At 71.4% G+C, this 20877-nt stretch carries 18 protein-coding genes and 3 pseudogenes; 13 read left to right on the top strand and 8 right to left on the bottom strand.

The features are described from left to right. Positions 1–425 precede the first annotated feature (425 nt). Positions 426–1961 (top strand): hypothetical protein, encoded by a 1536-nt coding sequence (locus ACQ614_RS00385; RefSeq protein WP_431676020.1) that lies wholly within the window; start codon positions 426–428, stop codon positions 1959–1961. A 220-nt stretch (positions 1962–2181) separates the two neighbouring features. Here ACQ614_RS00385 and ACQ614_RS00380 read toward each other — a convergent pair whose 3' ends face one another. Further along, entirely contained in the window at positions 2182–2943 is a 762-nt protein-coding gene (locus ACQ614_RS00380; protein ID WP_431676019.1) for a hypothetical protein, read from the bottom strand. A gap of 308 nt (positions 2944–3251) precedes the next feature. Beyond that, a complete protein-coding gene (locus ACQ614_RS00375; protein WP_431676018.1) occupies positions 3252–4022 on the bottom strand; it encodes a hypothetical protein in 771 nt (256 codons plus the stop codon). Between the two features lie 348 nt (positions 4023–4370). On the opposite strand from ACQ614_RS00375, the pseudogene ACQ614_RS00370 reads away from it, so the two are divergent. Then, positions 4371–4679 (top strand): annotated as a pseudogene (locus tag ACQ614_RS00370) (RNA polymerase-binding protein RbpA); the annotation flags it as partial. Positions 4680–5207: 528 nt separating this feature from the next. On the opposite strand, the gene ACQ614_RS00365 reads toward ACQ614_RS00370, so the two are convergent. Next, the gene (locus ACQ614_RS00365) at positions 5208–7349 is read right to left on the bottom strand and encodes a WD40 repeat domain-containing protein (protein ID WP_431676017.1); all 2142 of its coding nucleotides are present in this window, start codon (positions 7347–7349) and stop codon (positions 5208–5210) included. A 163-nt stretch (positions 7350–7512) separates the two neighbouring features. Here ACQ614_RS00365 and ACQ614_RS00360 point away from each other — a divergent pair, with 163 nt between their 5' ends. The 4 genes and pseudogenes from ACQ614_RS00360 to aspA all read left to right on the top strand — a co-directional run bounded on the left by ACQ614_RS00360 (position 7513) and on the right by aspA (position 12269). Continuing rightward, positions 7513–8244, top strand: coding sequence for a FadR/GntR family transcriptional regulator (locus ACQ614_RS00360; RefSeq protein WP_431676016.1), 732 nt, complete (start codon positions 7513–7515; stop codon positions 8242–8244). Further along, a complete protein-coding gene (locus ACQ614_RS00355) occupies positions 8241–9683 on the top strand; it encodes an amino acid permease (protein ID WP_431676015.1) in 1443 nt (480 codons plus the stop codon). The genes ACQ614_RS00360 and ACQ614_RS00355 overlap by 4 nt, the downstream gene beginning before the upstream one ends. 105 nt (positions 9684–9788) lie before the next feature. Next, a pseudogene (locus ACQ614_RS00350) lies at positions 9789–10781 on the top strand (asparaginase); the annotation flags it as partial. A gap of 78 nt (positions 10782–10859) precedes the next feature. Then, a complete protein-coding gene (gene aspA / locus ACQ614_RS00345; RefSeq protein WP_431683794.1) occupies positions 10860–12269 on the top strand; it encodes an aspartate ammonia-lyase in 1410 nt (469 codons plus the stop codon). Between the two features lie 292 nt (positions 12270–12561). On the opposite strand, the gene ACQ614_RS00340 is transcribed toward aspA, so the two are convergent. Both ACQ614_RS00340 and ACQ614_RS00335 read right to left on the bottom strand, forming a co-directional pair. Beyond that, positions 12562–13074: an expansin EXLX1 family cellulose-binding protein gene (locus ACQ614_RS00340; protein ID WP_431676014.1), complete on the bottom strand. Its 513-nt coding sequence runs from the start codon at positions 13072–13074 to the stop codon at positions 12562–12564. Positions 13075–13657: 583 nt separating this feature from the next. Beyond that, positions 13658–13852, bottom strand: a complete 195-nt coding sequence (locus ACQ614_RS00335; protein ID WP_431684125.1) for a hypothetical protein — start codon at positions 13850–13852, stop codon at positions 13658–13660. Here ACQ614_RS00335 and ACQ614_RS00330 point away from each other — a divergent pair. Continuing rightward, positions 13766–14398: a DUF6083 domain-containing protein gene (locus ACQ614_RS00330; RefSeq protein ID WP_431683793.1), complete on the top strand. Its 633-nt coding sequence runs from the start codon at positions 13766–13768 to the stop codon at positions 14396–14398. The genes ACQ614_RS00335 and ACQ614_RS00330 overlap by 87 nt on opposite strands. Before the next feature lie 144 nt (positions 14399–14542). Next, positions 14543–15664 carry an ISAs1 family transposase gene (locus tag ACQ614_RS00325; protein WP_431676013.1) on the top strand — a complete coding sequence of 374 codons (1122 nt, stop codon included), beginning with the start codon at positions 14543–14545 and terminating at the stop codon, positions 15662–15664. Here the strand turns inward: ACQ614_RS00325 and ACQ614_RS00320 are convergent. Beyond that, positions 15616–16710 carry an IS630 family transposase gene (locus ACQ614_RS00320; RefSeq protein ID WP_431676012.1) on the bottom strand — a complete coding sequence of 365 codons (1095 nt, stop codon included), beginning with the start codon at positions 16708–16710 and terminating at the stop codon, positions 15616–15618. The genes ACQ614_RS00325 and ACQ614_RS00320 overlap by 49 nt on opposite strands. Here ACQ614_RS00320 and ACQ614_RS00315 point away from each other — a divergent pair. The 3 genes and pseudogenes from ACQ614_RS00315 (at position 16709) to ACQ614_RS00305 (ending at position 17968) form a co-directional block, all read left to right on the top strand. Beyond that, the gene (locus ACQ614_RS00315) at positions 16709–17023 is read left to right on the top strand and encodes a transposase (protein ID WP_431676011.1); all 315 of its coding nucleotides are present in this window, start codon (positions 16709–16711) and stop codon (positions 17021–17023) included. The genes ACQ614_RS00320 and ACQ614_RS00315 overlap by 2 nt on opposite strands. A 17-nt stretch (positions 17024–17040) precedes the next feature. Beyond that, positions 17041–17292 (top strand): annotated as a pseudogene (locus ACQ614_RS00310) (IS3 family transposase); the annotation flags it as partial. Beyond that, the gene (locus tag ACQ614_RS00305) at positions 17243–17968 is read left to right on the top strand and encodes an integrase core domain-containing protein (RefSeq protein WP_431683792.1); all 726 of its coding nucleotides are present in this window, start codon (positions 17243–17245) and stop codon (positions 17966–17968) included. The pseudogene ACQ614_RS00310 and the gene ACQ614_RS00305, both read left to right, overlap by 50 nt. Before the next feature lie 385 nt (positions 17969–18353). Here ACQ614_RS00305 and ACQ614_RS00300 read toward each other — a convergent pair whose 3' ends face one another. Continuing rightward, the gene (locus ACQ614_RS00300; protein ID WP_431676010.1) at positions 18354–18683 is read right to left on the bottom strand and encodes an Imm21 family immunity protein; all 330 of its coding nucleotides are present in this window, start codon (positions 18681–18683) and stop codon (positions 18354–18356) included. Beyond that, positions 18628–19709 (bottom strand): IS630 family transposase gene (locus ACQ614_RS00295; RefSeq protein ID WP_431676009.1). Its coding sequence is split into 2 segments (ribosomal slippage): positions 18628–19221 and positions 19224–19709, totalling 1080 coding nucleotides; the frame shifts between segments, so codons are not numbered across the junction. The genes ACQ614_RS00300 and ACQ614_RS00295 overlap by 56 nt, the downstream gene beginning before the upstream one ends. Before the next feature lie 154 nt (positions 19710–19863). On the opposite strand from ACQ614_RS00295, the gene ACQ614_RS00290 reads away from it, so the two are divergent. Both ACQ614_RS00290 and ACQ614_RS00285 read left to right on the top strand, forming a co-directional pair. Further along, on the top strand, positions 19864–20226 hold the full coding sequence (locus ACQ614_RS00290) for an ASCH domain-containing protein (protein WP_431676008.1): 363 nt from the start codon (positions 19864–19866) through the stop codon (positions 20224–20226). A 5-nt stretch (positions 20227–20231) separates the two neighbouring features. Then, the gene (locus ACQ614_RS00285) at positions 20232–20690 is read left to right on the top strand and encodes a low molecular weight phosphotyrosine protein phosphatase (protein WP_431676007.1); all 459 of its coding nucleotides are present in this window, start codon (positions 20232–20234) and stop codon (positions 20688–20690) included. The last annotated feature ends 187 nt before the right edge of the window (positions 20691–20877 follow it).

Below are 20877 nucleotides of genomic sequence, written 5' to 3'. Positions count from 1 at the left end.
CCCCCGTCAACCTGTTCTGCCCCACCACAGAACAGCTGGCCCGAGTCGGCCGCGCCCTCACCGCCCGACACGGCCCCCAGTCCAGCCCAGCCCGGCCCGCCCGCCCAGCGAGGACAGGGCTACGGCGACAGGCGACGCGATACCAGCAAACCCCAAGGACCTTCAGCCGCCGGACCTGGTCCCGGCTGCCACCCCCCGGACGCTGGTAAAGCCTGGAGACCGCCGGATTGTTGGTGTGCCGATCAGGCCTGGCCGACTTGCCTGAGCGGCCATCAGGTTCGCTGATCGCCGGTACACCCGTGTGAGGTCGGGTCGGCCCGTCCGCGGGGGATGAGTGATGCCGACGGGGAGGAGAGGTGTTGTCGGCCACGGCCGGCACCATGGCGGCGCCGAGTGGTGTCGGCGGGGGCTTCTAGGCTGCCCATGTGGACATGGACGATCTTTGGCGACGCGTACAGGATGGGGAGGGAATTCCCCCGCAGAAGGTGGGGACCCTTCTCGAACTGGGCCATGTGGACCTAGTGGTGCAGATGGCACACGAGCGGGGGGACTGGTTCTGCGCCCAGGCGGCGGTGCGCGGCCTGTGCGAGGCCGGTGAGTTCGAGTGGGCCTGGACCGCCCTGGCACCGTTCGTCGAGGCGGGACCGCCTGCTGCCCTCCGGGAGGCTACCGAGGTTCTGCTCCGGTGGAGGCGGACGGAGGAAGCGCTGGCGCTGATCCGTCCGAACGAGTCGGACGAGACCATGCGGGAACTGCGCCGGATCTGCCGGGATTTCGCCCAGCGGCTGGTGAGAACGGGACGGGTGGAGGAGGTGGTCGAGTTGCTCGAATCCTCCGGGGAGAAGTCCGCACTGTTGTCGTCGCCAACCACGTCGATTGCGGGACAGAGCGACATCGAGCGGATCTTGAAACTGCTCGTTCCACCAGCAGCCACGGCAGAACAGGGCACCAACCGGAGTTCCGGATCGTGGCGGGGCGGCGGGGGTGTTCCCCACGTACTGGACGAGGGCGGGGCCGAATTCCACGCGGGCACGGACCAGGACGTTCGCGCAATCGTGGCTGCCCTGCCCGCCGCCGCCAAGGACGGCTTCCGCTACGATGCGGTGCCCTTCGACCTCTTCGACCACAACTGCGGGTCCGGCTCCGAAGTACCAGGCCTGTTGGAAGAACTGCGTACCGGCGACATGCAGACCGCGGACCGGGCCCTCGGGGCATTGTGGGGCAGTGTCTGGCACCAGGGCACCAGCTCCGCGGCCGGCGCGCTGGCCGTCCCGTTCCTGATCCGCATCGCCGCCACACACCCCCACCACCGCGCGGACGTCCTGCTGCTGATCGCCGCAGTCGCGCGCCGACAGCATTTCGGCGACGGCACCCGGACCGGCCTGCTGCGCGCCGCTCACCCCACCGAAACCATGTCCATCGAGCCGAGCGGCTATCTGGCGAACTGGTCCGTGCAAGCGGCCCGCGAGGCGGTGGCGGCGGACGCCAACCTGCTGCTGACCCTGCTGGACGACCCCGAACCCGTCGTCCGGAGCAGTACCGCCTACGCACTGGCCGCAGCCCCGGCCGCGCCGCCCGCCGTCCCGGCCGCGCTCAACATCCGCCTCGCCGCCGAGGACAACCCGGTGGTGCGGGCCTGCCTGGTCCTGGCAGCCGGCCAGCTCGCCTTCGAGAATCGCGATCCGGCAACCACCGAGCTGATGCACGCCCGCTGGCAGGACACCGCCCGGCCGGTCGACGTCCGCATGAGCGCCGCCCTCGCCTGGCTCTGCCTGACAAACGACCCCATCCCTGCCGACCTGGACGCCTTCCTCGACGAAGCAGCCACCGACGATCTCAACACCCTCCTCGCACCGGTCCCGTGGCTGCGCGACGTCGACGACGACGCCGGACTGCACCTCTGCCTCAAGCAGATGCGCAACCCCGCCGACTACCCCTGGCTGACTGAGCTCCGGCACTGAACCACCCCACCGCAGGCATCCGACAGCCGACCGGCACCCGCCCGCATCACCCCGCCACCCACCAACCGGTCACCGCAGCAGCCCGTGAAGAGCGGCAGGACGGCCACCAGCAGCCGAGCCGAGGGCCGAGACAGCCACCACCGTAAGAACCGGCGGCGCCCTCATCGGGAACCGAGCACACGAAGACCAGGCGGCGGTCGGGCCGAGGACCCAAGGGTAGTCATTGTTGTACGAGGTGGCTTCCGCCCCGGGCTCGTTCCCGGGTGGCATCCCAGGGCTCGGGAGGAGGTGCCTTCTGGTTGTTCAGCCACGCGCCGAGGCCGACATGGACGACCTCGGTGCTCTCCTGGCCGCCGGGGCCGATCACCGCCACCTCCAGCGGCTCCTTGTGTGGGCGCGGGACCCGGACGTGGCCTTCCCGCTTGACGACGCGGCGAGGGCGGCCAGGCCTCTGCTGGAAGCGGTCCGTACAGGACGTCTTCGGCCACGCCTCGGCGGCCTGCCACGCCGCGGCCAGCTCGGCGTCCGGCTCGACGCCGATCGCGATGAGCAGGTCCTGCTGATCCGCCTCCAGACCGGGCCAGCCGGCCCGCTGCACGCTCTCCCAGAACGGGTGCGCCCACACGACCAGCGAGGCCTCCTGCTCGGCCGCCAGCAGCCGATGGCTCTCCCGGCGCTGCTCCTCGTCCCAGCCGGGTTCGGCCGGGACGACAGTGCCGTCCGGCAGGATCCGCTCGGCGACGGGCTCCACCCACTTCGGGGCGGAGGCGAGGAATGCGAAGCGCGCAGCCTGCGCGACTTCCAGCGTGCGCTGCGCATCCTGCAGGTCGTCGGGATAATCGAAGGTCGTCTGCTTGCCTACGGCCGGAATCGTACTGACGTTCGACGATCCTGCGGTGCGTGGCCCGCCGGAGAGCCCGGAACGCTGCTCAGCGTCCCGCTCGCCGGAGCTCGCCAGGCGGCGGCCGGGCCGGGTGATCACCCGGCCCGGCTCAAGCGTGATCTTCGTAGGCCTACGGAGATCACGACGAGGCCCGCAGCCCAGTGGCGCCCGGAGGCGGACTACGACCCGGCCTGCCGACTGCATCTACTGTCAGTGGATCTGCAGGCGGGCTGCGACGAAGCCCACGACTGCCACTAGGGCGACGGTCCCGATGCTTCCGCCCTGCACCCGGCCGCCGCGCAGTACGCGGCTCGCGCCATCGACCCGGGGCAGCCTTCGGGTGAATGGCTGGCGGTGGTCGGCCGTCCGGCGGGGAGAGGGCTCTCATTGTTCGGCCATAGATGTTGTCAGTTGGTGGGCTGTGCGGTGGTGGTCGGGCCGAGGGCTTGGTGGATCTTGTCAACGGCTTGCCTGTAGTAGGCAGAGGCCAGTTGAGAGGAGCCGCTGCCAACCTGGAAGTAGGCGAAGGTGAGCGCCACAGGTCCGAGTCGTTCGATGGCGAGGTATCCGTTGACCTGCACGCCGCGGTAGGTGGCGTCCATACGCGCTGCCGTCGAGCCGGGGCCGCCGAAGTTGATGGGGCTCAGGGTGAACACCAGGGGCTCGGCAGCGGTCGGAAAGATCAGGGTGCGACAGGAGGCGAGGGCCCCACGAGCCTGGGCGTAGTCGGAGGTCAGAGCTTCTGGGCTCTCGGTGAGAAGCGATTCCGCGACGAAGGGTCCGGTGTCGCCGGCGGTGAGAAGCACGTTCTGGTGAACCTGCTGGGTGGTGCTCGGAGCACCGTTCAGCATGCCTGCCAGCGGTTCGCAGCCCGCGACGGCTTCGCTTCTGCTGTCTGCTGTGGCGACTGGACTGCTGGAGACCGTGAACGCCGGCCCCAGCTCGGCCGCCGTGAGCAGGGCAGCTTGCAACTGCGATGCGGTCAGCAGTGCAGCCGATGCCGTGGCTTGAGCCGACGAGGCGACGGAACTTGCCACGGTGACGCCCGAACCGGCCCCGGCCGGGGTTCTCGAACCGGTACCGCAACCCGCTGCGCCCCCGAGCAGGACCAGTGCCGCCGCCGGAACGAGCACGTCCCGGCTGATGTGCAGGCGGTGAACTCGCGCAGTGTGAGCCATGAAGGTCTCCTCAGTGCCAGTGAGGACCGCTCCAGTCTTCATTCTTCTCCCGCTTGGCGCGCTGCGCCCGCAGCGCTGAGCTATGCACGCCAGTAGGACTTCCCGAGGATGTCACTGCGCCAAGCAGCTGCGGATCGGTCGAGTTTCGCTGTCTACGCACGACGAGAAGGTGCGCTGGCCGGTGGCCGGGGGCGCGCCCGTGTCGATGCACGGGGCGCCGCTCCTGGCCTGCTGCTGGGTGGCGTCCCACGGGTGGCCGCGGTGGCCGTACGCTGGGCGTCCCCATGCACATCCGAGGCGTGGACATCATGGCCGAGGAGAGCGATCGTGGCACAGGGACGTGGCGGCATCAGGGGTGCGCGGATCGGATCGGGGCCGATGGGGGAGTCCGAGCGCGGCGATCTCGCCCCTCGTACAGCGGTGTCGTTCTGGTGCGGCAACGGCCACCGGACCCAGATCAGCTTCGCGATCGAGGCGGTCGTCCCGCAGGTGTGGGACTGCCGCAGCTGCGGTCTGCCCGCCGGCCCCGACCCCGACGACGTGCCCGTCGCCCAGGGCCACGCCCCCTATAGGACGCACCTGGGCTACGTCCGGCAGCGCCGCAGCCAGGAAGACGGCGAGATCCTGCTCAACGAGGCACTGGCCAAGCTGCGCGGGGGCGCTTTTTCTGACCAGGGTGGGGTGAGCTGGGCTGATCGGTTCCGGGTGCCGATCGTTTCGGGGCGCCGTTTTGGCTGCGGCACCGGTGGGTGGCTCGGTCGTCTTCCGGGATGCCCGTTCGACCTGGTGGTTTGTTGGGTTGCGGGCGCGCTGATCGGGTCCGGTCAGGTTGTTTGAGCGGTGGTCAGGTTCGCTGATCGTCGGTAGGTCGTGGCTGGGGGCGGGTCTCCGGACCGGGACGGGGCCGGGCGGTGCGCCGGACGGGTCGCCCGGCGCGCCGGGCCGTACCGACCACCAGGAGGCAGAGGGCTGTTCGGTTCGGGCGGGGGACCCGCCCCGGCAGCGGGGCAGCGGACGCCCGCGTCCTGCAGCGGCCGGCCGTGCAGCACGTCGGACGTCGCTGGCCGCACACGCGGCGTCCCTCGGAGTCCCGGTCAGCCCCGGGCCGTACCAAGACCCGGCCGACCCGGCCTGGCGCGGCCTGGCGCAGGCGGACCGCTGCGGCCGGTGTCGTCCACCACCCGCTCAACGGTGGGTCAGGACCGCGATGTCCGAGCCGAAACCGACCACCAGCCGCCCGTCCGGGGCCACCGCCATTGCGCCGATCGCGGCGGGGAACGCGTACGTGCCGATCTGCCGCCCTGTGGTGGCGTGCCACACGCGCACGGTTCCGTCGCCGCTTCCGGCGGCGACGATGAGGCGACCGTCCAGCATCCCCGCCGCGCCGGCCGACACCGTGCCGGTGTGCCCCGTCATGGGCGGCCCTGTCTGTTCACCCGTGGCCATGTCCCACAGCTGGACCGTTTCCGTCCTGTGTCCGGTCAGGATGACGTTGCGGCCTTCGAGCGTTTCCAGGGCCAGGGCGCCGCCTTGCTTCGGCTGCACTCCGATCCATGCACCCGCGGCAAGGTCCCACACGCGTCCTTCCGAGGTCACGGCGACGAAGCGACCCTCCACTGCCGCGAAGGACCGGATGAACGGGCTCGTGTACTCGCTCGTCGACCGTCCGTGCAGCTGTTCCCGGGTGGCCAGGTCCCAGACGTGCACCGTCTCGTGCCGGTCGCGCGTGAGGAGGGTGGGCCGCCCCTCCACCGTGCCCACCGTCAGCAGGTCCACGGCGGCGGTGTGGCCGGTCAGGGGCGCACCGAGCTGTGCCCCACCGTCGAGGTCCCAGATCCGCACCTTCGTGTCCGAGCCGCCGGTGACGATGACGCAGCGGCCGTCCACGACTGCCGCGGTGACCTTCTGCACGGGCCCCGCATGACCGGCCGGCCGGCTGTCCGCCTCCTTTTCACCGTCGAGGTCCCAGATGCGAACCGATCGGTCGTCGCCGCCGGTGACTGCGAGGTGGCACCCCTGCACTACGGCCGTCGCCGCTCCCCGCACGGTCCCTTCGTGGCCGGTCAGCGGCCGGTGCAGGTGCCTGCGGGCGGACAGGTCCCACACCGCGACCGGCCCGCGCAGGGCGAACCCGACGAGGGCGGTGGGGCGGCCGTGGAGCACCGTCAGGGCCGCCGCCTGCGCGAACCCCGGACCGGGCTCACCCACCTGCTCGCCCGTGGCCAGGTTCCGGACGTACGTCGCGTAGGTGTTGGCGCCGATCGCCACCGGGCACTCGAACGCCGGGTCCGTTGCCAGGAGGTGCGTCATGGCGTTGATCTCCGGGGTGACGCAGCGGCGCATCCCGTCGCCACCGCCGTTGCCTCCGCCGGCGGCCGTCGGGCGGTCGGACGCCGGATCGGTGACGGGGCGGGAATCCCCGGCGTCGTCGCCCCGGGTGCGCAACTCCCGTCCCGTGATCAGGTCCCACCTGCGGATGGCTCCTTCGGCGTGGCCGGTGACGGCGACGGGCCGGCCGTCCACCACCGCCGTCGCAAGAGCCTGCACGTTGCCGGTGTGGATGGTCAGGAGCTCACCGCTGCGGGTGAGGGCGGCCAGGTCCCACACCCGCAGCATGCCGTCGGTGCTGCCGGCGACCACGACGGGCCGGCCCTCGACCGGTGCGGTGGCGAGCGAGACGATTCGGCCGCCGTCGTCGGCGCGGACCTCGCCGACCGGTTCTCCCTCCGCGAGGTCCCATACCCGGACCGTCCCGTTGGAGCCGCCGGTCACGGCGACGGGCCGGCCGTCCAGCACCGCCGTCGCCAGATCACGCACGCCGCCGGTGTGATCGGTTGCGGCCCGGCCGAGCTTTTCGCCCGTGGCCGGATCCCACCAGTGCAGCGTGCCGTCCTCGCAGCCGGCGACAGCGAGTCCACGGCCCTCCACGACCACGGTCGCCACCGCAGTCACCTCGGCCGGCGCAGACAACGCATACCGCAGCCGGGAGTCCAGGCCGGTACCGGTCGCCCACTGCACGGCCCAGGAATCGTCCTCCTCCTGACGGAGCGGCACCTCGGTGAGGCCTCTCACCAGCTCCCGGTTCCCGTACCGTGCGGCGTCCAGCGCCAGCAGCTGCCGCCGCACCTGTGCACCGGCGTCGCGGTGCACATGCCCCGACGCCCGGTACACGGCAGCCGCCGCCACCTCCTTCGGCCCGACAGCGCCCTCCAACGCCGCCATGACCTGCTCCGGGTCGCCTTTCACAAGCCATCCCGGATCGGTCAACCGCCCGCGCACCGACGCAACTCCACGGACCGGAACATCGCTTCGGAAATCACCGGACATGACCGGCACCCTAGTGCCCGTTGATGAACGCGAGGTCCACCGCGGACGCCGGCTCGAGCGCGCCGTCGAGCGGAGGGCACGCACGAAACGGAGCCCGCCCGGGAGCCCTCCTGCCGACGCCGGTGTCTTGACACCGCCGTGCCGCAACCTCCATGATCGCCCCGTGAACCTGTCAGACAGCCAGACAGGTGGTGCGGTCCCGCGGCGCGTCAGCGCGATGGAAGCGGTCTTCGGCCACCTGCGCAGCGCCATCGAGCGCGGTGAGTACGCCGTGGGGGACAAGCTCCCGTCCGAAGCCGAGCTGTGCCGGACCCTCGAGGTCAGCCGGCCGGTGCTGCGGGAGGCACTCCGGGCCCTGCAGACGATGGGCCTGACCGTCTCCAGGACCGGCAAGGGAACCTTCGTCGTGGCGAACACGGTCGAGGACCCCACCTTCGGCGACTACGCCGCGAGCGACCTGCTCGAGGTACGCCGCCACGTCGAGATCCCGGTCGCCGGCTACGCGGCGCTGCGCCGCACCCCGGAAGACCTGGACCACCTGGCCCACCTGCTCGACCGGATGGAGCGGGAGGCCGACACCACCGCATGGGTCGCGCTGGACACCGTCTTCCACCTGGCGGTGGCCGAGGCTTCCCGCAATCCGGTCTTCCGCCGGGTCATCGAGGAGATCCGGGACGCACTGGCGCGTCAGTCGACCTTCCTCAACGAGCTGGGCGGTCGGCGTGAGCAGTCCAACTGCGAGCACCGGGCGATCGTCGAGGCGCTGATCGACGGTTCCGAACACGACGCGGTCGAGGCCATGTCCCACCACCTCCACCGGGTCGAGACCACCCTCACCGACATCGTGCGCCCCAAACGCACGGAGTCCCCCACGGAAGGCATACCCGAGGCGTGAGCGAGCAGTTCCTCAAGGACGAGAAGCGCCCCACGACCCGTCACGTCGACGCCGGGGACACCGGCTACAGCAAGTCCCTGAAACCCCGGCACGTCAACATGATCGCCATCGGCGGAGCGATCGGCACCGGCCTCTTCCTCGGTGCGGGCGGACGCCTCGCCGACGCCGGGCCCTCCCTGTTCGTCGCGTACGCCGTCTGCGGCCTCTTCGCGTTCCTCGTCGTGCGCGCGCTCGGCGAGCTCGTCCTGTACCGGCCCTCTTCCGGCGCCTTCGTGTCGTACGCCCGGGAGTTCCTGGGGGAGAAGGGCGCGTACACGGCGGGGTGGATGTACTTCCTGAACTGGGCCACCACCGGCATCGCCGACATCACCGCGGTGGCCACGTACACCCACTACTGGCACCTGTTCTCCGACGTCCCGCAGTGGGTGATCGCGCTCGTCGCCCTGGCCGTGGTGCTCACCGTGAACCTCATCTCGGTGCGGATCTTCGGTGAGCTGGAGTTCTGGTTCGCCGTCGTGAAGGTGGGCGCGCTGCTGGTCTTCATGGGCATCGCGATCTTCCTGCTGGTCACCCGGCACCCGGTCGACGGTGCCGTACCCGGCCCGTCCCTGATCACCGACAACGGCGGCGTCTTCCCCCACGGCCTGATGCCGATGCTGCTGATCATCCAGGGCGTCGTCTTCGCCTACGCCTCGGTGGAACTCGTCGGCGTCACGGCCGGGGAGACCGAGAACCCCGAGAAGATCATGCCGAAGGCGATCAACTCGATCATGTGGCGCGTGGGCCTGTTCTACGTCGGCTCGGTCGTCCTCTTGTCGATGCTGCTGCCGTGGAACAGGTACGGCGCCGGCCAGAGCCCGTTCGTGACCGTGCTCTCCCACATCGGCGTCCCGGCGGCGGGCGGCGTGATGAACCTGGTCGTCCTCACCGCCGCCATGTCCTCGCTCAACTCGGGCCTCTACTCCACCGGCCGCATCCTGCGCTCCATGGCCGTCAACGGCTCCGCCCCGCGGTTCACCGCCCGTATGAGCCGCAGTCAGGTGCCGTACGGCGGCATTCTGCTCACCAGCGGCATCTGCGTTCTCGGCGTCGGCCTCAACTTCGTGGTCCCGGCCGATGCGTTCGAGATCGTGCTGAACTTCGCGGCGATCGGCATCCTCTCCACCTGGGGCATGATCATGGTCTGCCACCTCCTGTTCTGGTGCAAGACCCGCGACGGCGAACTGACCCGCCCCGGCTACCGCCTGCCCGGCTCCCCGTGGACCGAACTCGTGACCCTGGCCTTCCTCGCCTCGGTCCTGGTCCTCATGTACGCCGACGGCGGGGCCGCGCGCACCACCGTGCTGTGCGTGCCGCTGATCGCCGCAGCGCTGGTCGCCGGCTGGTACGCGATCCGCGGCCGCCTCGCGCGCGCCGCCGCCGCCGCGACCGACGGCTGAGCCGGCGAGGCCGGGCACGACCGATCCGGCCGGGCACCCCTTCGGCGAGGCCGTCGCGTGCCCCGCACCGCGGCCGGCAGCAACCAACCACCGAACGAGGCAGTGATGCGCAGCAGTTTCCCCGCGGACGCGCCCGCGATCCGTGAACCCCTGCACGCACCCGTCGCCCACGTCACCCGGGGCGGTGTGGTCGAGGGCATCCACTACGGCTCCGTCGTCGTCCTCGGTGACGACGGCGAGGTCGGGTTCCGCATCGGCGACATCGAGGCGGCCTGCTACCCGCGGTCGGCCCTCAAGCCCGTGCAGGCCGTCGCCATGGTGCGGGCCGGGCTTTTGCTCGACGGCGACCTGCTGGCCCTCGCGATGGGCAGCCACTCCGGTGAGGACCGCCACCTCGCCGGCACCCGGCGGATCCTCGAGCTGGCCGGCGTCACCGAGGACGACCTGCGCAACGTCCCGGACCTGCCGTACGGTCAGGCCGCCCGCGACGCCTGGGTGCGCGAGGGCCGCCCGCCGTCCCGGCTCGCCCAGAACTGCTCCGGCAAGCATGCCGCGATGCTGTACCTCTGCACGCTCAAAGGCTGGCCGCCAAAGACCTACCTCGACCCGGCCCACCCGCTCCAGAAGGCGATCGCCGAGGTCGTCGAGGAGCTCACCGGGCAGCGCATCGCGAACGTCACCGTCGACGGCTGCGGCTCCCCGCTGTTCTCGGTGTCCCTGCACGGCCTCGCCCGCGCCGCCGCCCGGATCGCCGCGGCGCCGCCGGGCACGGCCGAGCGCCGGGTGGCGGATGCGCTGCGCGGCCACCCGGAGATGGCCTCCGGTGCAGGGCGGGACGGGGCCGGGCTGATGCGCGCGGTGCCCGGGCTGCTCGCCAAGGACGGCTTCGAGGGCGTCCAGATCGCCGCACTGCCGGACGGCCGCGCTGTCGCCGTGAAGATTGCCGACGGGGCGGACCGGGCGCGCGTTCCGGTGGCGGCCGCCGCCCTGGCGCGGGCGGGGGTCGACCCGCGGCTGCTGGCCGATTTCGCCGGCGAGCCGATGACCGGCGGCGGCCGGCCCGTCGGCGGAATCCGGCCGGTGGCGGCGCTGGACCCGCACACCGTGTTCACCCCCGCCCGACCCGAACCACGCCACGACCCCGCTCACCCGGCCCAGGAAGAGGACCCGCACGCCATGACCGCCGCCACCCGCAGCGAACACGACCTGCTCGGGGACCGGGACGTCCCCGCCGACGCCTACTGGGGCGTCCACACCCTGCGCGCCACCGAGAACTTCCCCATCACGGGCACGCCGATCTCCGCCTACCCGCACCTGATCGACGCCCTGGCCGCCGTGAAGGAGGCCGCCGCCCTCGCCAACGAGGAACTCGGCCTGCTGGAGCCCGAGAAGGCCGCGGCGATCGTCGCCGCCTGCCGCGAGATCCGCGGCGGCAAGCTGCACGACCAGTTCGTCGTCGACGTCATCCAGGGCGGCGCCGGCACCTCGACCAACATGAACGCCAACGAGGTGGTGGCCAACCGGGCGCTGGAGCTGCTGGGCCACGCCAGGGGCGAGTACCGGCACCTGCACCCCAACGAGGACGTCAACCTCGGCCAGTCCACCAACGACGTCTACCCGACCGCCGTCCGGATCGCGACCGTCTACGCGGTACGCGGCCTGCTCGAGGCGATGGCCGTCCTCCAGCACGCCTTCGCCCGCAAGTCCGTCGAGTTCCGCGACGTGCTGAAGATGGGCCGCACCCAGCTGCAGGACGCCGTACCGATGACGCTCGGGCAGGAGTTCTCCGCCTTCGCCGTCATGCTCGACGAGGACCGCAGCAGGCTGGCCGAGGCCGTCGAGCTGATCCACGAGATCAACCTCGGCGCGACGGCGATCGGCACGGGCCTCAACGCCCCCACCGGATATGCCGAGTCCGCCCGCCGCCACCTCGCCGACATCACCGGGCTGCCCCTGGTCACGGCGGCCAACCTGGTCGAAGCCACCCAGGACTGCGGCGCGTTCGTCCAGATGTCCGGGGTGCTCAAGCGCATCGCCGTCAAGCTGTCCAAGACCTGCAACGACCTGCGCCTGCTGTCCTCCGGCCCCCGGGCGGGCCTCGGCGAGATCAACCTGCCGGCGGTGCAGGCCGGTTCGAGCATCATGCCCGGCAAGGTCAACCCGGTGATCCCCGAGGTCGTCAACCAGGTCGCCTTCGAGGTGATCGGCAACGACGTCGCCGTCACCATGGCCGCCGAGGCCGGCCAACTCCAGCTCAACGCCTTCGAGCCGATCATCCTGCACTCGCTGTCGAAGTCCGTCACGCACCTGAGCGCGGCCTGCCTCACCCTCGCCGAGCGCTGCGTGGTCGGCATCACCGCCAACACCGAGACCCTGCGCGCGACCGTCGAGAACTCCATCGGCCTGGTGACCGCCCTGAACCCGCACATCGGGTACACAGCCGCCACCGACATCGCCAAGGAGGCCCTCGCCAGCGGCCGGGGCGTGGCCGAACTCGTCCTGGAGAAGGGCCTGCTCCCGGCCCAGACGCTCTCCGCCCTGCTGCGGCCCGAGGTGATCGCGGGAACCGGCGCAGCCCTGGCCTGACGACGGGGCCGCCGCAGGGCACCGCCCACAAACCGGGGGCGGAGACCGCAGGCGACCGCCCCGGAGCATTGGTGCGGCAACCTGCGGCTTTCCGGCGGCTCCGGACTCCGCCGTCGCCGGGAAGGGGCCCGGTCGCCGCCCGACCCGGTGATGCGTGAGCGGCGTCCGGGCGGTACGGCAGGCCGGAATCCCGAGCTGTTGCGGGCGCCTGCTCATCCGAGCTGATGCCTTCGCCGAGTCCGCACAGGGGGACCGCCGGCCCGCCCGCGCGGCCCGGCGGCCGGCGGTACGGTCAATGCCGGGCGAACTGGACTTTGGCCGGCTGGGCGACGTCCGGCCGCAACGCGATCCCGTCGACGGTCAGCCGTTCCCCGTAGATGTCGGTGACCCTGATCGGTCCGCCGCACCCGCTGCCGTCCGGGGAGAGGAAGTAGTTGTACTCGGTGCGGGACAAGTGCCGCCAGCCGCCGCCGGCCCGGACCTCCAGCGCCGCCACCGGGTTCCGGTGGCCAATCACCTGGATCCCGCACCACCACCGGGTGGACCCGCTCTTGTACCGGATCGACATCGCCTCCGGCGCGCCGGGGCTCAGCAGCGTCCAGGTGACCGGGAGGCGGCCCACCGACAAGTCGGCGATCTCGGCGAACGCCTCGCGGCTGAGGTCGAGCTGCCCGGGCGCGCAGGGCAGCGGGCACTCGTTGACGATCCGCACCGTGATGCTCGCCCCGCCGGCGGCGCGGACGAGCACGTACGCCCCGCACGCCCTGGACGACTCGTAGTCGGTGTGGTTCATCGCCGCGATCATGAGATCGCCGGACGGGCCGTACAGGCAGGCGCCGTCGCCGTCGGCCGCGTGCGACGCCCCGGTAGTTCGTCCCGGGCTTGATCCGCCCCGGCAGGGGCGCCGCGGTGGACGCCGAACGCACGCTTCGGGCCGCGGAGGGCGACGGAGTATCCGCGGCCGGTGCCGGCAGGGGGCTCGTGACCGACGGCCGGGCCGCTGACGCCGTGGCACCGGCAGGGGTGCCGGCGGTGGGCGGCGCGCTTGTCGGGGTGGCTCCGACGGATGCTGCGGCCGGCCGGCGGGAGCCGCCTCCGCTCCCCGGCAAGAGCACGACGGCCAGCCACACCAGCACCCCCATCGCTACCAGCGCCGACGCAATGCCCATGCCCAGCCCCCGCCCGCGCCCCGCCCCCCGCCCGCGGGACGGCGTGCTTCGTTGCCCTCATGTCCGTCCGATCCGGTAGGTCGAGTCGACGTTGCACCACTCAGTGGCCGCAGAGGACGGAAAGGTTGCCGTTTCGGCCACGACTTTCCTGCACCCCTGCGCGGCCGGCCCGAGGGCGCAACGGCACAGTCCCCCCGCACCGCCCGCGGGCCACCACGGTCAGGACCGGTCGCCGTACACCACGCCGCAGCCGTGGCCGCCCAGGCACACCCGGTCGTACACGTCGAGGCCGCCGGCGATGACGGGGACGGCGCTGCCGCCGAACCGGTGCCGGCCGTCGTCGATCCGGACCCGACTCGAGCCGCCTGCCGGTCCTGCGGAAACCCCGTCGAACGGTGCTACCGCACCGACCACCGCCCCCTGCCCCCTGCACCCCGCCGAACTCCCCACCCCCACGTCCCCGCCGACGCCTGCTGGAACACCGCCGCCGGCCTCGCCCACCCCACCGCCGGCTGCCAGCCCCGCATCTGCCCCGCCCAACCAGTCGACCCCAACCGGCCCACCACCCGCGAGCTCGACGCCCTGCGCCGCCAACTCGCCGCGCTCACCCACCCCCTGACGGACCGGCAGGACCCTGGGCACTCGAGCAACTCGCCCCCGCGCCCGTCACCCCGGACGTCCAGGCCGCCGCCGACGCGCCCCCGCCACTGGACAAGCCAAGATCATCGGACTCGCCGACCTCCCCGGCGCCCGCATCGTCCTCGCAGTGCGAGCCGGCCGCTGCGAAGCGCAGCTGCTCCCGGCGGCAACCGCCCCGGCGGCAGGCACCGGACCAACCAGTTTCGGCGCCCCCGGGCCCACCGGCGAAATATCCCCGACGACCGACCGCAAGGAATTCCCAGGAGGAATTTTCGAAGCCCCCTATTGACCCGAAACGGTAAATTTCCGGCACCTCGGTGATGTCAGGGCTGTTGCAAGGTCGATGTGATCTTGCAAAGCGCCTGGTCATCGGGGGTGTGACCGGAAAGACCGAAGCTCCGTTGGTGTGAGTGACCTCTCAAGTCGCTTACTACCAACGGAGCTTCGGTGTTCTGTGAGTCTTCCATGCCCGCGGCCGTGCTGTCGTGCGTTGTCACCGGTGCGGGTGACGGGCCCGAGGCGTGGGACCCGCGGGATCGGCGCGGACGGCGGTATCCACTGCTCGCACTGGTCCGCGCGGCGGCCTGCGCGGTGGTGGCCGGGGCCCGTTCGTACGCGGCGATTGGTCAGTGGCTACGGCGCGCCCCGCAGCACACGCTGGAGAGGCTGGGCTTCCCGCCGCGCGGCGCGCTGGGCGTGCGGCCGGCGGCGTCGATGGACACTGTGCGCCGTGTGGTCGAGAAGCTGAACCCGGCCGGGCTCGCTGTCCTGCTGCAGCCGGTCGGCGAGCCGGGTCCCCGGCCACGCCGGCTCGCGGCGGACGGCAAGAGCGCGAGGGGCTCACGCACCCGAGACCGGCAGGCCGCCCACCTGCTCTCGGTCGTCGACCAGGACGACCGTCTGCTGGCTCAGCTGCGGGTGCCGGACGGGACGAACGAGATCCCGTGCCTGCGGGACCTGCTGGCGGCGCTGGACATCTCCGGTACGGTCGTCACCGCCGACGCCCTGCACACCCAGGTCGAGACCGCCCGGTTCCTGGTCGAGGACAAGAAGGCCCACTTCGTCCTGACGGTGAAGGCCAACCAGCCGACCCTGCACGCCAGCTGCCGGGCCTTGCCCTGGAAGCAGGCCACCGCCAAGTACTACGACCGCAGCCGGGGCCACGGTCGCACCGAGACCCGGGTCGTCCAGGTCCTCACCGTCTCCCACTTCGCGTTCCCGCACGTCAGGCAGGTCGCCCGGATCACTCGTCACCGCACCGAACAGGCCACCGGCAAGCGGACCCGCGAGACCGTCTACGTGGTCACCGACCTGCCCTCGTCGCGGGCGAAGCCCGAGAACCTCGCCCAGGCCGTCCGCGGGCACTGGGGCATCGAGAACAAGATCCACTACGTTCGTGACACCCTCTGGGACGAGGACCGTTCCCAGGTCCGCACCGGTCACGGCCCGGAGAACATGGCCGGCTTGCGCAACACCGCGCTCAACCACCTGCGCGCCGACGGCGCCACCAACATCGCCGCGGCCGTCCGCGACCTGTCCTACGAACCCTTCACCAAGCCCCTCGACCTCCTCGGCATCCCCCGTTGACCAGCGCGAATGCCAGAGAAATCAGACCTTGCAAGAGCCCTGTCGGTGATGTAGCGGACGTGCGGGCCGTGGAAGTAGCCGCGGACGATGTGCGGCTGCTTCTGTCGGCGGCGGAAGAAGCGGCGGACCTCGTCGGCGAGCTGGTCGGCGTTGCGGGCTCGGGAGGCCGGCAGCAGGGTCCGTTTGAGGTCGGCGTTGACCAGCTCGTCCGGGTTGGTCTCGGGCGCGTACGCGGGCAGCAGGTGCAGGGTGATGCGGCCGGGGTGATCGGCGAGCCAGGCACGGACCTTCTTGCTGCGATGGACGGAGTGCCGGTCGACGACGAGGTGGACCGGGCGGTCGAACTGCCTGTTCAGGCGGTCGAGGAAGTCGCAGAACACCTCGGCGGTGAACGATCCCCGGTAGACCGTGAACCACATCCGGCCCCGCGGGCTGATCGCGGACATCGCGTTGACCGAGAAGCGGTTGCCGGTCCGGCGCATAGTCGGCGTCTGGCCGCGCAGGGCCCAGGTCCGGCCGGACACCTGGTCGGAGCGGACGCCGGTCTGGTCGGCGAACAGCACCTCGGCGCCTTCCTCCCGGGCCTTCGCGCGGATCGCGGGCCAGGTCTCCTCGCGCCAGGCGCGGACTGCTTCCGGGTCCTGCTCGATCGCGCGCTTGTCCGGGCGCTGGAACGACAGCCCCCAGCGCTTGAGGTACTTGCCCACGCCCTGCTCGGTCAGTCGCACCCGGTAGAGCAGGACGATGAGGTCGCACACGATCGCGCGGGTCCACAACTGCCCACCCAGGCCGAGGTCTTCGGGGCGGTGGTCGATCAGGGCCTGTCGGACGCACTGCTGCCGGTCCGGATCGAGCACCTGGTGTTCGCCCACCCGCCGGCCACGGGTCCTGGACACCAGCGCCTCCCGGCCGCCGGCCTGCCAGGCGGCCCACCAGTCGGTCACCGACTCCACGGTCACGCCGAGGAGTTCGTTGTCGCGCGTCAGACTTTGTGGCAGGGCTCGTTTCTTGCGGGTCCTGCTGTGTGAAGGAGTCTGATCGATCATGGTGAGACCACCGGCGCTGCCGCCGGAGGAGAAGGTCCGGATCGTGCTGTCGATCCTGGCTGGTGAGATGACCGTCGCTGAGGCCGCACGGCGGGCGAAGGTGTCCGAGCAGTCGGTCGGGACCTGGAAGCGCCAGTTCCTGGAGTCCGGCCGGGCCGGGCTCGCGGGCAAGTCGGGACCCAGCACCCGGGAACAGCAACTGGAAGCTCAGGTAGCCGATTTGACCCAGGCACTGGGTGAGGCGGCAGTCGAGCTACGCGTGTGGAAGAAGTCCGCGGAGGGCCGGCTGGGCCCTTCGAGGACCTCGAGGTGATCCGCACCGAGGCGGGCATGCCGACCGCGAGGTTCTGCCGGCTGATCGGCGTGCCCGAGCGGACCTGGCGCCGCCACCAGGCCCGCGCCCGCCAGGGCGCCGGGCCGCGGGGGCCGTGGCCGCGCCCGGCCCGCGAGAGCGTCCGGGAGGCCGCCCGCCGGCACGCGCTCGCGCATCCGGCCTGGGGGCACCGGAAGGTCTGGGCGATGTGTCGCCACGATGGCCACCGCGTCTCGCAGGCCACCGTGCTGCGGCTGCTGCGGGACGAGGGCCTGCTGCTGGAGGCGAACTACCAGCGGGAACGGCGCCAGCTCGCGGCCCGCCGCAAGGCCGCGTTCGCGACCGAGCCCACCGGCCCGAACCAGGTCTGGCAGCTCGACTTCTCCGAGTTCGAGACCGCCGCGGGCGGGACCTGGCGGCTGGCTGGCTGCCGGGACTACTGGTCGAAGTACGAGCTCGGCTGGCACGTGTCGCCCACCGCGAACCAGCACGACGCCGTCGCCGCCATCGAGCTCGCCCTTCAAGAGGCCGAGCGGCTGGCTGGCTCCCGTCTGGTCGACCTGGCGCCGCGCGACGCCGACGGCGCGATCCGGCCGCTGGTCACGATCGTCACCGACAATGGAGGACCGTTCCGCTCCTTCCGCTTCGAGGCGTTCATCGCCACCCGCCCGGAGCTGCGGCACGTCCGCACCCGGGTCCGCACCCCCCGGGCAGAACGGGTCACGCGAGCGCGGCTTCGGCTCGCTCAAGTACGAGAAGCTGTTCCTCGAGGAGATCCCCGACGCCCTCGACCTCGTCAGGCACGCCGAGGACTACCGGCGCGACTACAACACCGTCCGACCCCACGAGGCCCTCGCCTGGAACCGGCCCCACGACGTCCACACCGGCGCCGCAGACCCGCTCATCCCCAACTTCCCCGAACCCGAAAACCTGCCAACTGCTTGACGCGGGACATCCACCCCGGCACGGGCGAGCCGTGGCGCCCACCCGACCGCGAGGCGAGGGTGGTGCCGCTGGACAGCGGAGTCTGGGCGTACCTCGCCAGCCCCGGGGAGGAGACCTCGCCGACGCCCGCCACCGGGGTGCTCCCGGCGGGTGTCCTGCGCGACGACTACCCACTGCCATCGCGCCCCTGGTATCCCCTGGAACCACACGACGGAGCCTTCAGGAACACCCTGGTCGGGCTGCCCGCGATCCGCGGCCCCAGGCTGCGCAGGTATCACGCCGCCGCGTACCGATCGTGAGCGCCTGATGGACGCTGGGGGCCACTTCGAGTTGTCCCAGCGTCCGTGACAGTCCCCGGGTTGCGGGTGCGGGATCGGCGTTCGAGTCAAGGAGCCGTTGTCGACTGGCCGTCGGCCTGCGGGAGGAGTTGAACCACGCTGATCCAGGGGGAGTCGCCGGTCTTGTGGAACGCGCGGACTCTCCAGCGTCCTGCGGGCAGGGGGACGGGGGCCTGGTCCGGCTCGCCGCTGCCGTCCGGGTAGGGCATGCCGAGGTTCTTGCCCGCCTCGGCCGAGTCCATGAGGATCGCCGGTCCGTCGGTCTCCCAGAGGCCGCATTCCTCCCATGGCGTCGCCGGGTCGTTTACTGACCTTGGCGCTTCAAGGTGATGGCGGTGGGAGGTCGAGAGAGAGTCCGGTCCCGGTGAGGAAGCCATCGAGGATGTCGGAGCGGTATTGCAGTCGCTTGAGGCGGTTCCGGACGAGGGCTTCGAGTCGGTCGAGGGCAACGCTGGTGAGGTTCGCCAGGCTTCGTTTGACGTGGGCCCACAGGTACTCGACCGCGTTCAGCTCGGGTGCGTATGCGGGTAGGACGAACACCGTCAGCCAGTCCCGTGCGCCGATCAGGTCGCGCATGGCATGGGAGACGTGGGTGTTCAGCCGGTCCCACACCAGCACGATCGGTGCCCTGACCAGCTGGTGCACCCCGTCGATCAGGCTGATGTAGTCGTGCTCGGACAGGCTGCGGCGCTCGCCCTTGCGACCGCTGTGTCGCAGGACGCGGTGGCACAGCCGGGTTCGCGAGCCCGGTCGCATCGCGAGCAGCCCGGCGACCGAGATCCGCCCGGAGCCGCGGCCGCAGACCTTCACTACCGGAGTGCTGCCACGTCGTCCCCATGTACGTGCTGTGGGCGGTCTGCGGGTGAACCCGGCTTCGTCCTCGAAGCAGAGCCATCCGTCGCAGGCCGCCCGGGCGCTTTTACCTCTGCCCACGTCGCCTCCCTCCACGCGGCCACGGCCTGCTCGTCGCGTTCCGCGGCCCGCCGCACGGGGACCTGCGGAGTGAAGCCGAGCCGGCGCATCAGACGGGTGGCCCCCGAGACGCTGTAGGAGACATGGAACTTGCGGCCGATCAGCGTCGCCACCCGCGCACCGGTCCACATCTGGTCCTGGTCCCAGCCGTGAACGGCCGGCCCCTGCTCAAGGTATTCGGCCAGCTTCTCCTGACACCGCGCCGACAGCTTGCACCGCTGCCCACCCGGCCCCCGTGAAGCCAGCGCCCCGGCCCCGTCCTCCCGCCAGGCCTGGTGCCACTGGTAGACCGATTTCGCGGTCACCCGCAGCCTGCGAGCCACCTCCCTCGGCGGGACCCCGTCTTCGAACAACCCGGCGGCCTCCAGCCGCACCGACTCGCGGTACTGACGTGCCTTCGCCGTCAGACCGCCCCCATCCGCATAGCGCATACCAACGGCATAGCGCGCAGATGACCGCCGGTCAGCTACGCAAACAGGCCAATCACCTTGAAGCGCCAAGGTCAGTATGTGGCTGGTCGGCCTGCTGCTCACCGACCCGAAGCACTTCTTTCGCTCTTTCACCGCACACGAGTTAGGACGACTCATGGCCTCCCGTCCCGCCGACCTCGCCACCGCCAAGCGCGCCCGCGACATGCCGATCTACAAGCGGTACTACGACCTCATCGCGAACGGCACCAAGACGATCGAGGTCCGCGTCGCCTACACCTCCATGCAGCGCATCAAGCCCGGCGACCACATCCGCTTCACCTGCCGCAACGAGGCCACCCTCACCCGCGTCAAGCGCGTCGCCCGCTACCACGACTTCGACGACATGTTCGCCCACGAGAACCCCGCGGCGATCAACCCCACCGCCACCCCCACCGAACAGCTCCGCGCGATCCGCGAGATCTTCCCGCCCGAGAAGGAGGCCCTCGGATGCCTCGCCATCGAGATCGAGAAGGTCTGACCGCCATGGACGACACCCGAACCGGGCGGCCGCGGCGGATCCTGACGGTCTGCAAGGGCGGCCACTGCCGAGCCCCGCTCGCCGCCGCCGTCCTCGCCCGCCACGGCGGCGCCGCCGTGGAGACCCGAGCCGCCGCGATCCGCAACTGGCACATCGGCGAAGCCGCCCACCCCACCATGGTGGAGGCCGCCGCCCGGTGCGGCTACGACCTCACCGGCCACCGAGGCATCCAGGTCAGCCCCGAACTGCTCGACTGGGCCGACACCGTCCTCGCCATGGACCACACCGTCCACGACGCCCTCACCACGCAGATCACCGACCCGTCGACCGCCGCCAAGGTCCGGCTCTACCTCGACGGCCAGGACGTCCCCGACCCGTGGGAGCAGCCCGACGAGGCGTTCACCGCCTGCGTCACCGTCGTCGAGGCCGGCGCCGACCGCCACCTCGAACCCGCCACCACCTGACCCCAGCCACCACAGCAGCGTGCCGGGCACCGTCGTACGGTGCCCGGCACGCCCGTGTGCGAGAGGAACTCTCCCCGCCGGGCGACGCGGAAGGCCCGCCGGGCAAGGTGTGCGTCTCGTCCCGGCGGGCCCGCAGAAAAACCTATCCGGTCCACCGACAACCGGCGGGCCGTGCCGCGGCGTCCTC

This window comes from Kitasatospora dryopteridis (genome assembly GCF_050749075.1).
Taxonomy (GTDB): Bacteria; Actinomycetota; Actinomycetes; order Streptomycetales; family Streptomycetaceae; genus Kitasatospora.
The sequence above is the reverse complement of the archived record's forward strand: the minus strand, read 5'-3'. Positions and strand labels throughout refer to the sequence as shown.

Coding starts and splice junctions, on each gene's coding strand:
- ACQ614_RS00365 (WP_431676017.1), bottom strand. CDS start 7,349: ATGTCCGGTGATTTCCGAAGCGATGTTCCGGTCCGTGGAGTTGCGTCG.
- aspA (WP_431683794.1), top strand. CDS start 10,860: ATGACCGCCGCCACCCGCAGCGAACACGACCTGCTCGGGGACCGGGAC.
- ACQ614_RS00290 (WP_431676008.1), top strand. CDS start 19,864: ATGGCCTCCCGTCCCGCCGACCTCGCCACCGCCAAGCGCGCCCGCGAC.
- ACQ614_RS00325 (WP_431676013.1), top strand. CDS start 14,543: ATGCCCGCGGCCGTGCTGTCGTGCGTTGTCACCGGTGCGGGTGACGGG.
- ACQ614_RS00320 (WP_431676012.1), bottom strand. CDS start 16,710: ATGATCGATCAGACTCCTTCACACAGCAGGACCCGCAAGAAACGAGCC.
- ACQ614_RS00285 (WP_431676007.1), top strand. CDS start 20,232: ATGGACGACACCCGAACCGGGCGGCCGCGGCGGATCCTGACGGTCTGC.
- ACQ614_RS00375 (WP_431676018.1), bottom strand. CDS start 4,022: ATGGCTCACACTGCGCGAGTTCACCGCCTGCACATCAGCCGGGACGTG.
- ACQ614_RS00305 (WP_431683792.1), top strand. CDS start 17,243: ATGGCCACCGCGTCTCGCAGGCCACCGTGCTGCGGCTGCTGCGGGACG.
- ACQ614_RS00300 (WP_431676010.1), bottom strand. CDS start 18,683: ATGGCTTCCTCACCGGGACCGGACTCTCTCTCGACCTCCCACCGCCAT.
- ACQ614_RS00315 (WP_431676011.1), top strand. CDS start 16,709: ATGGTGAGACCACCGGCGCTGCCGCCGGAGGAGAAGGTCCGGATCGTG.
- ACQ614_RS00340 (WP_431676014.1), bottom strand. CDS start 13,074: ATGATCGCGGCGATGAACCACACCGACTACGAGTCGTCCAGGGCGTGC.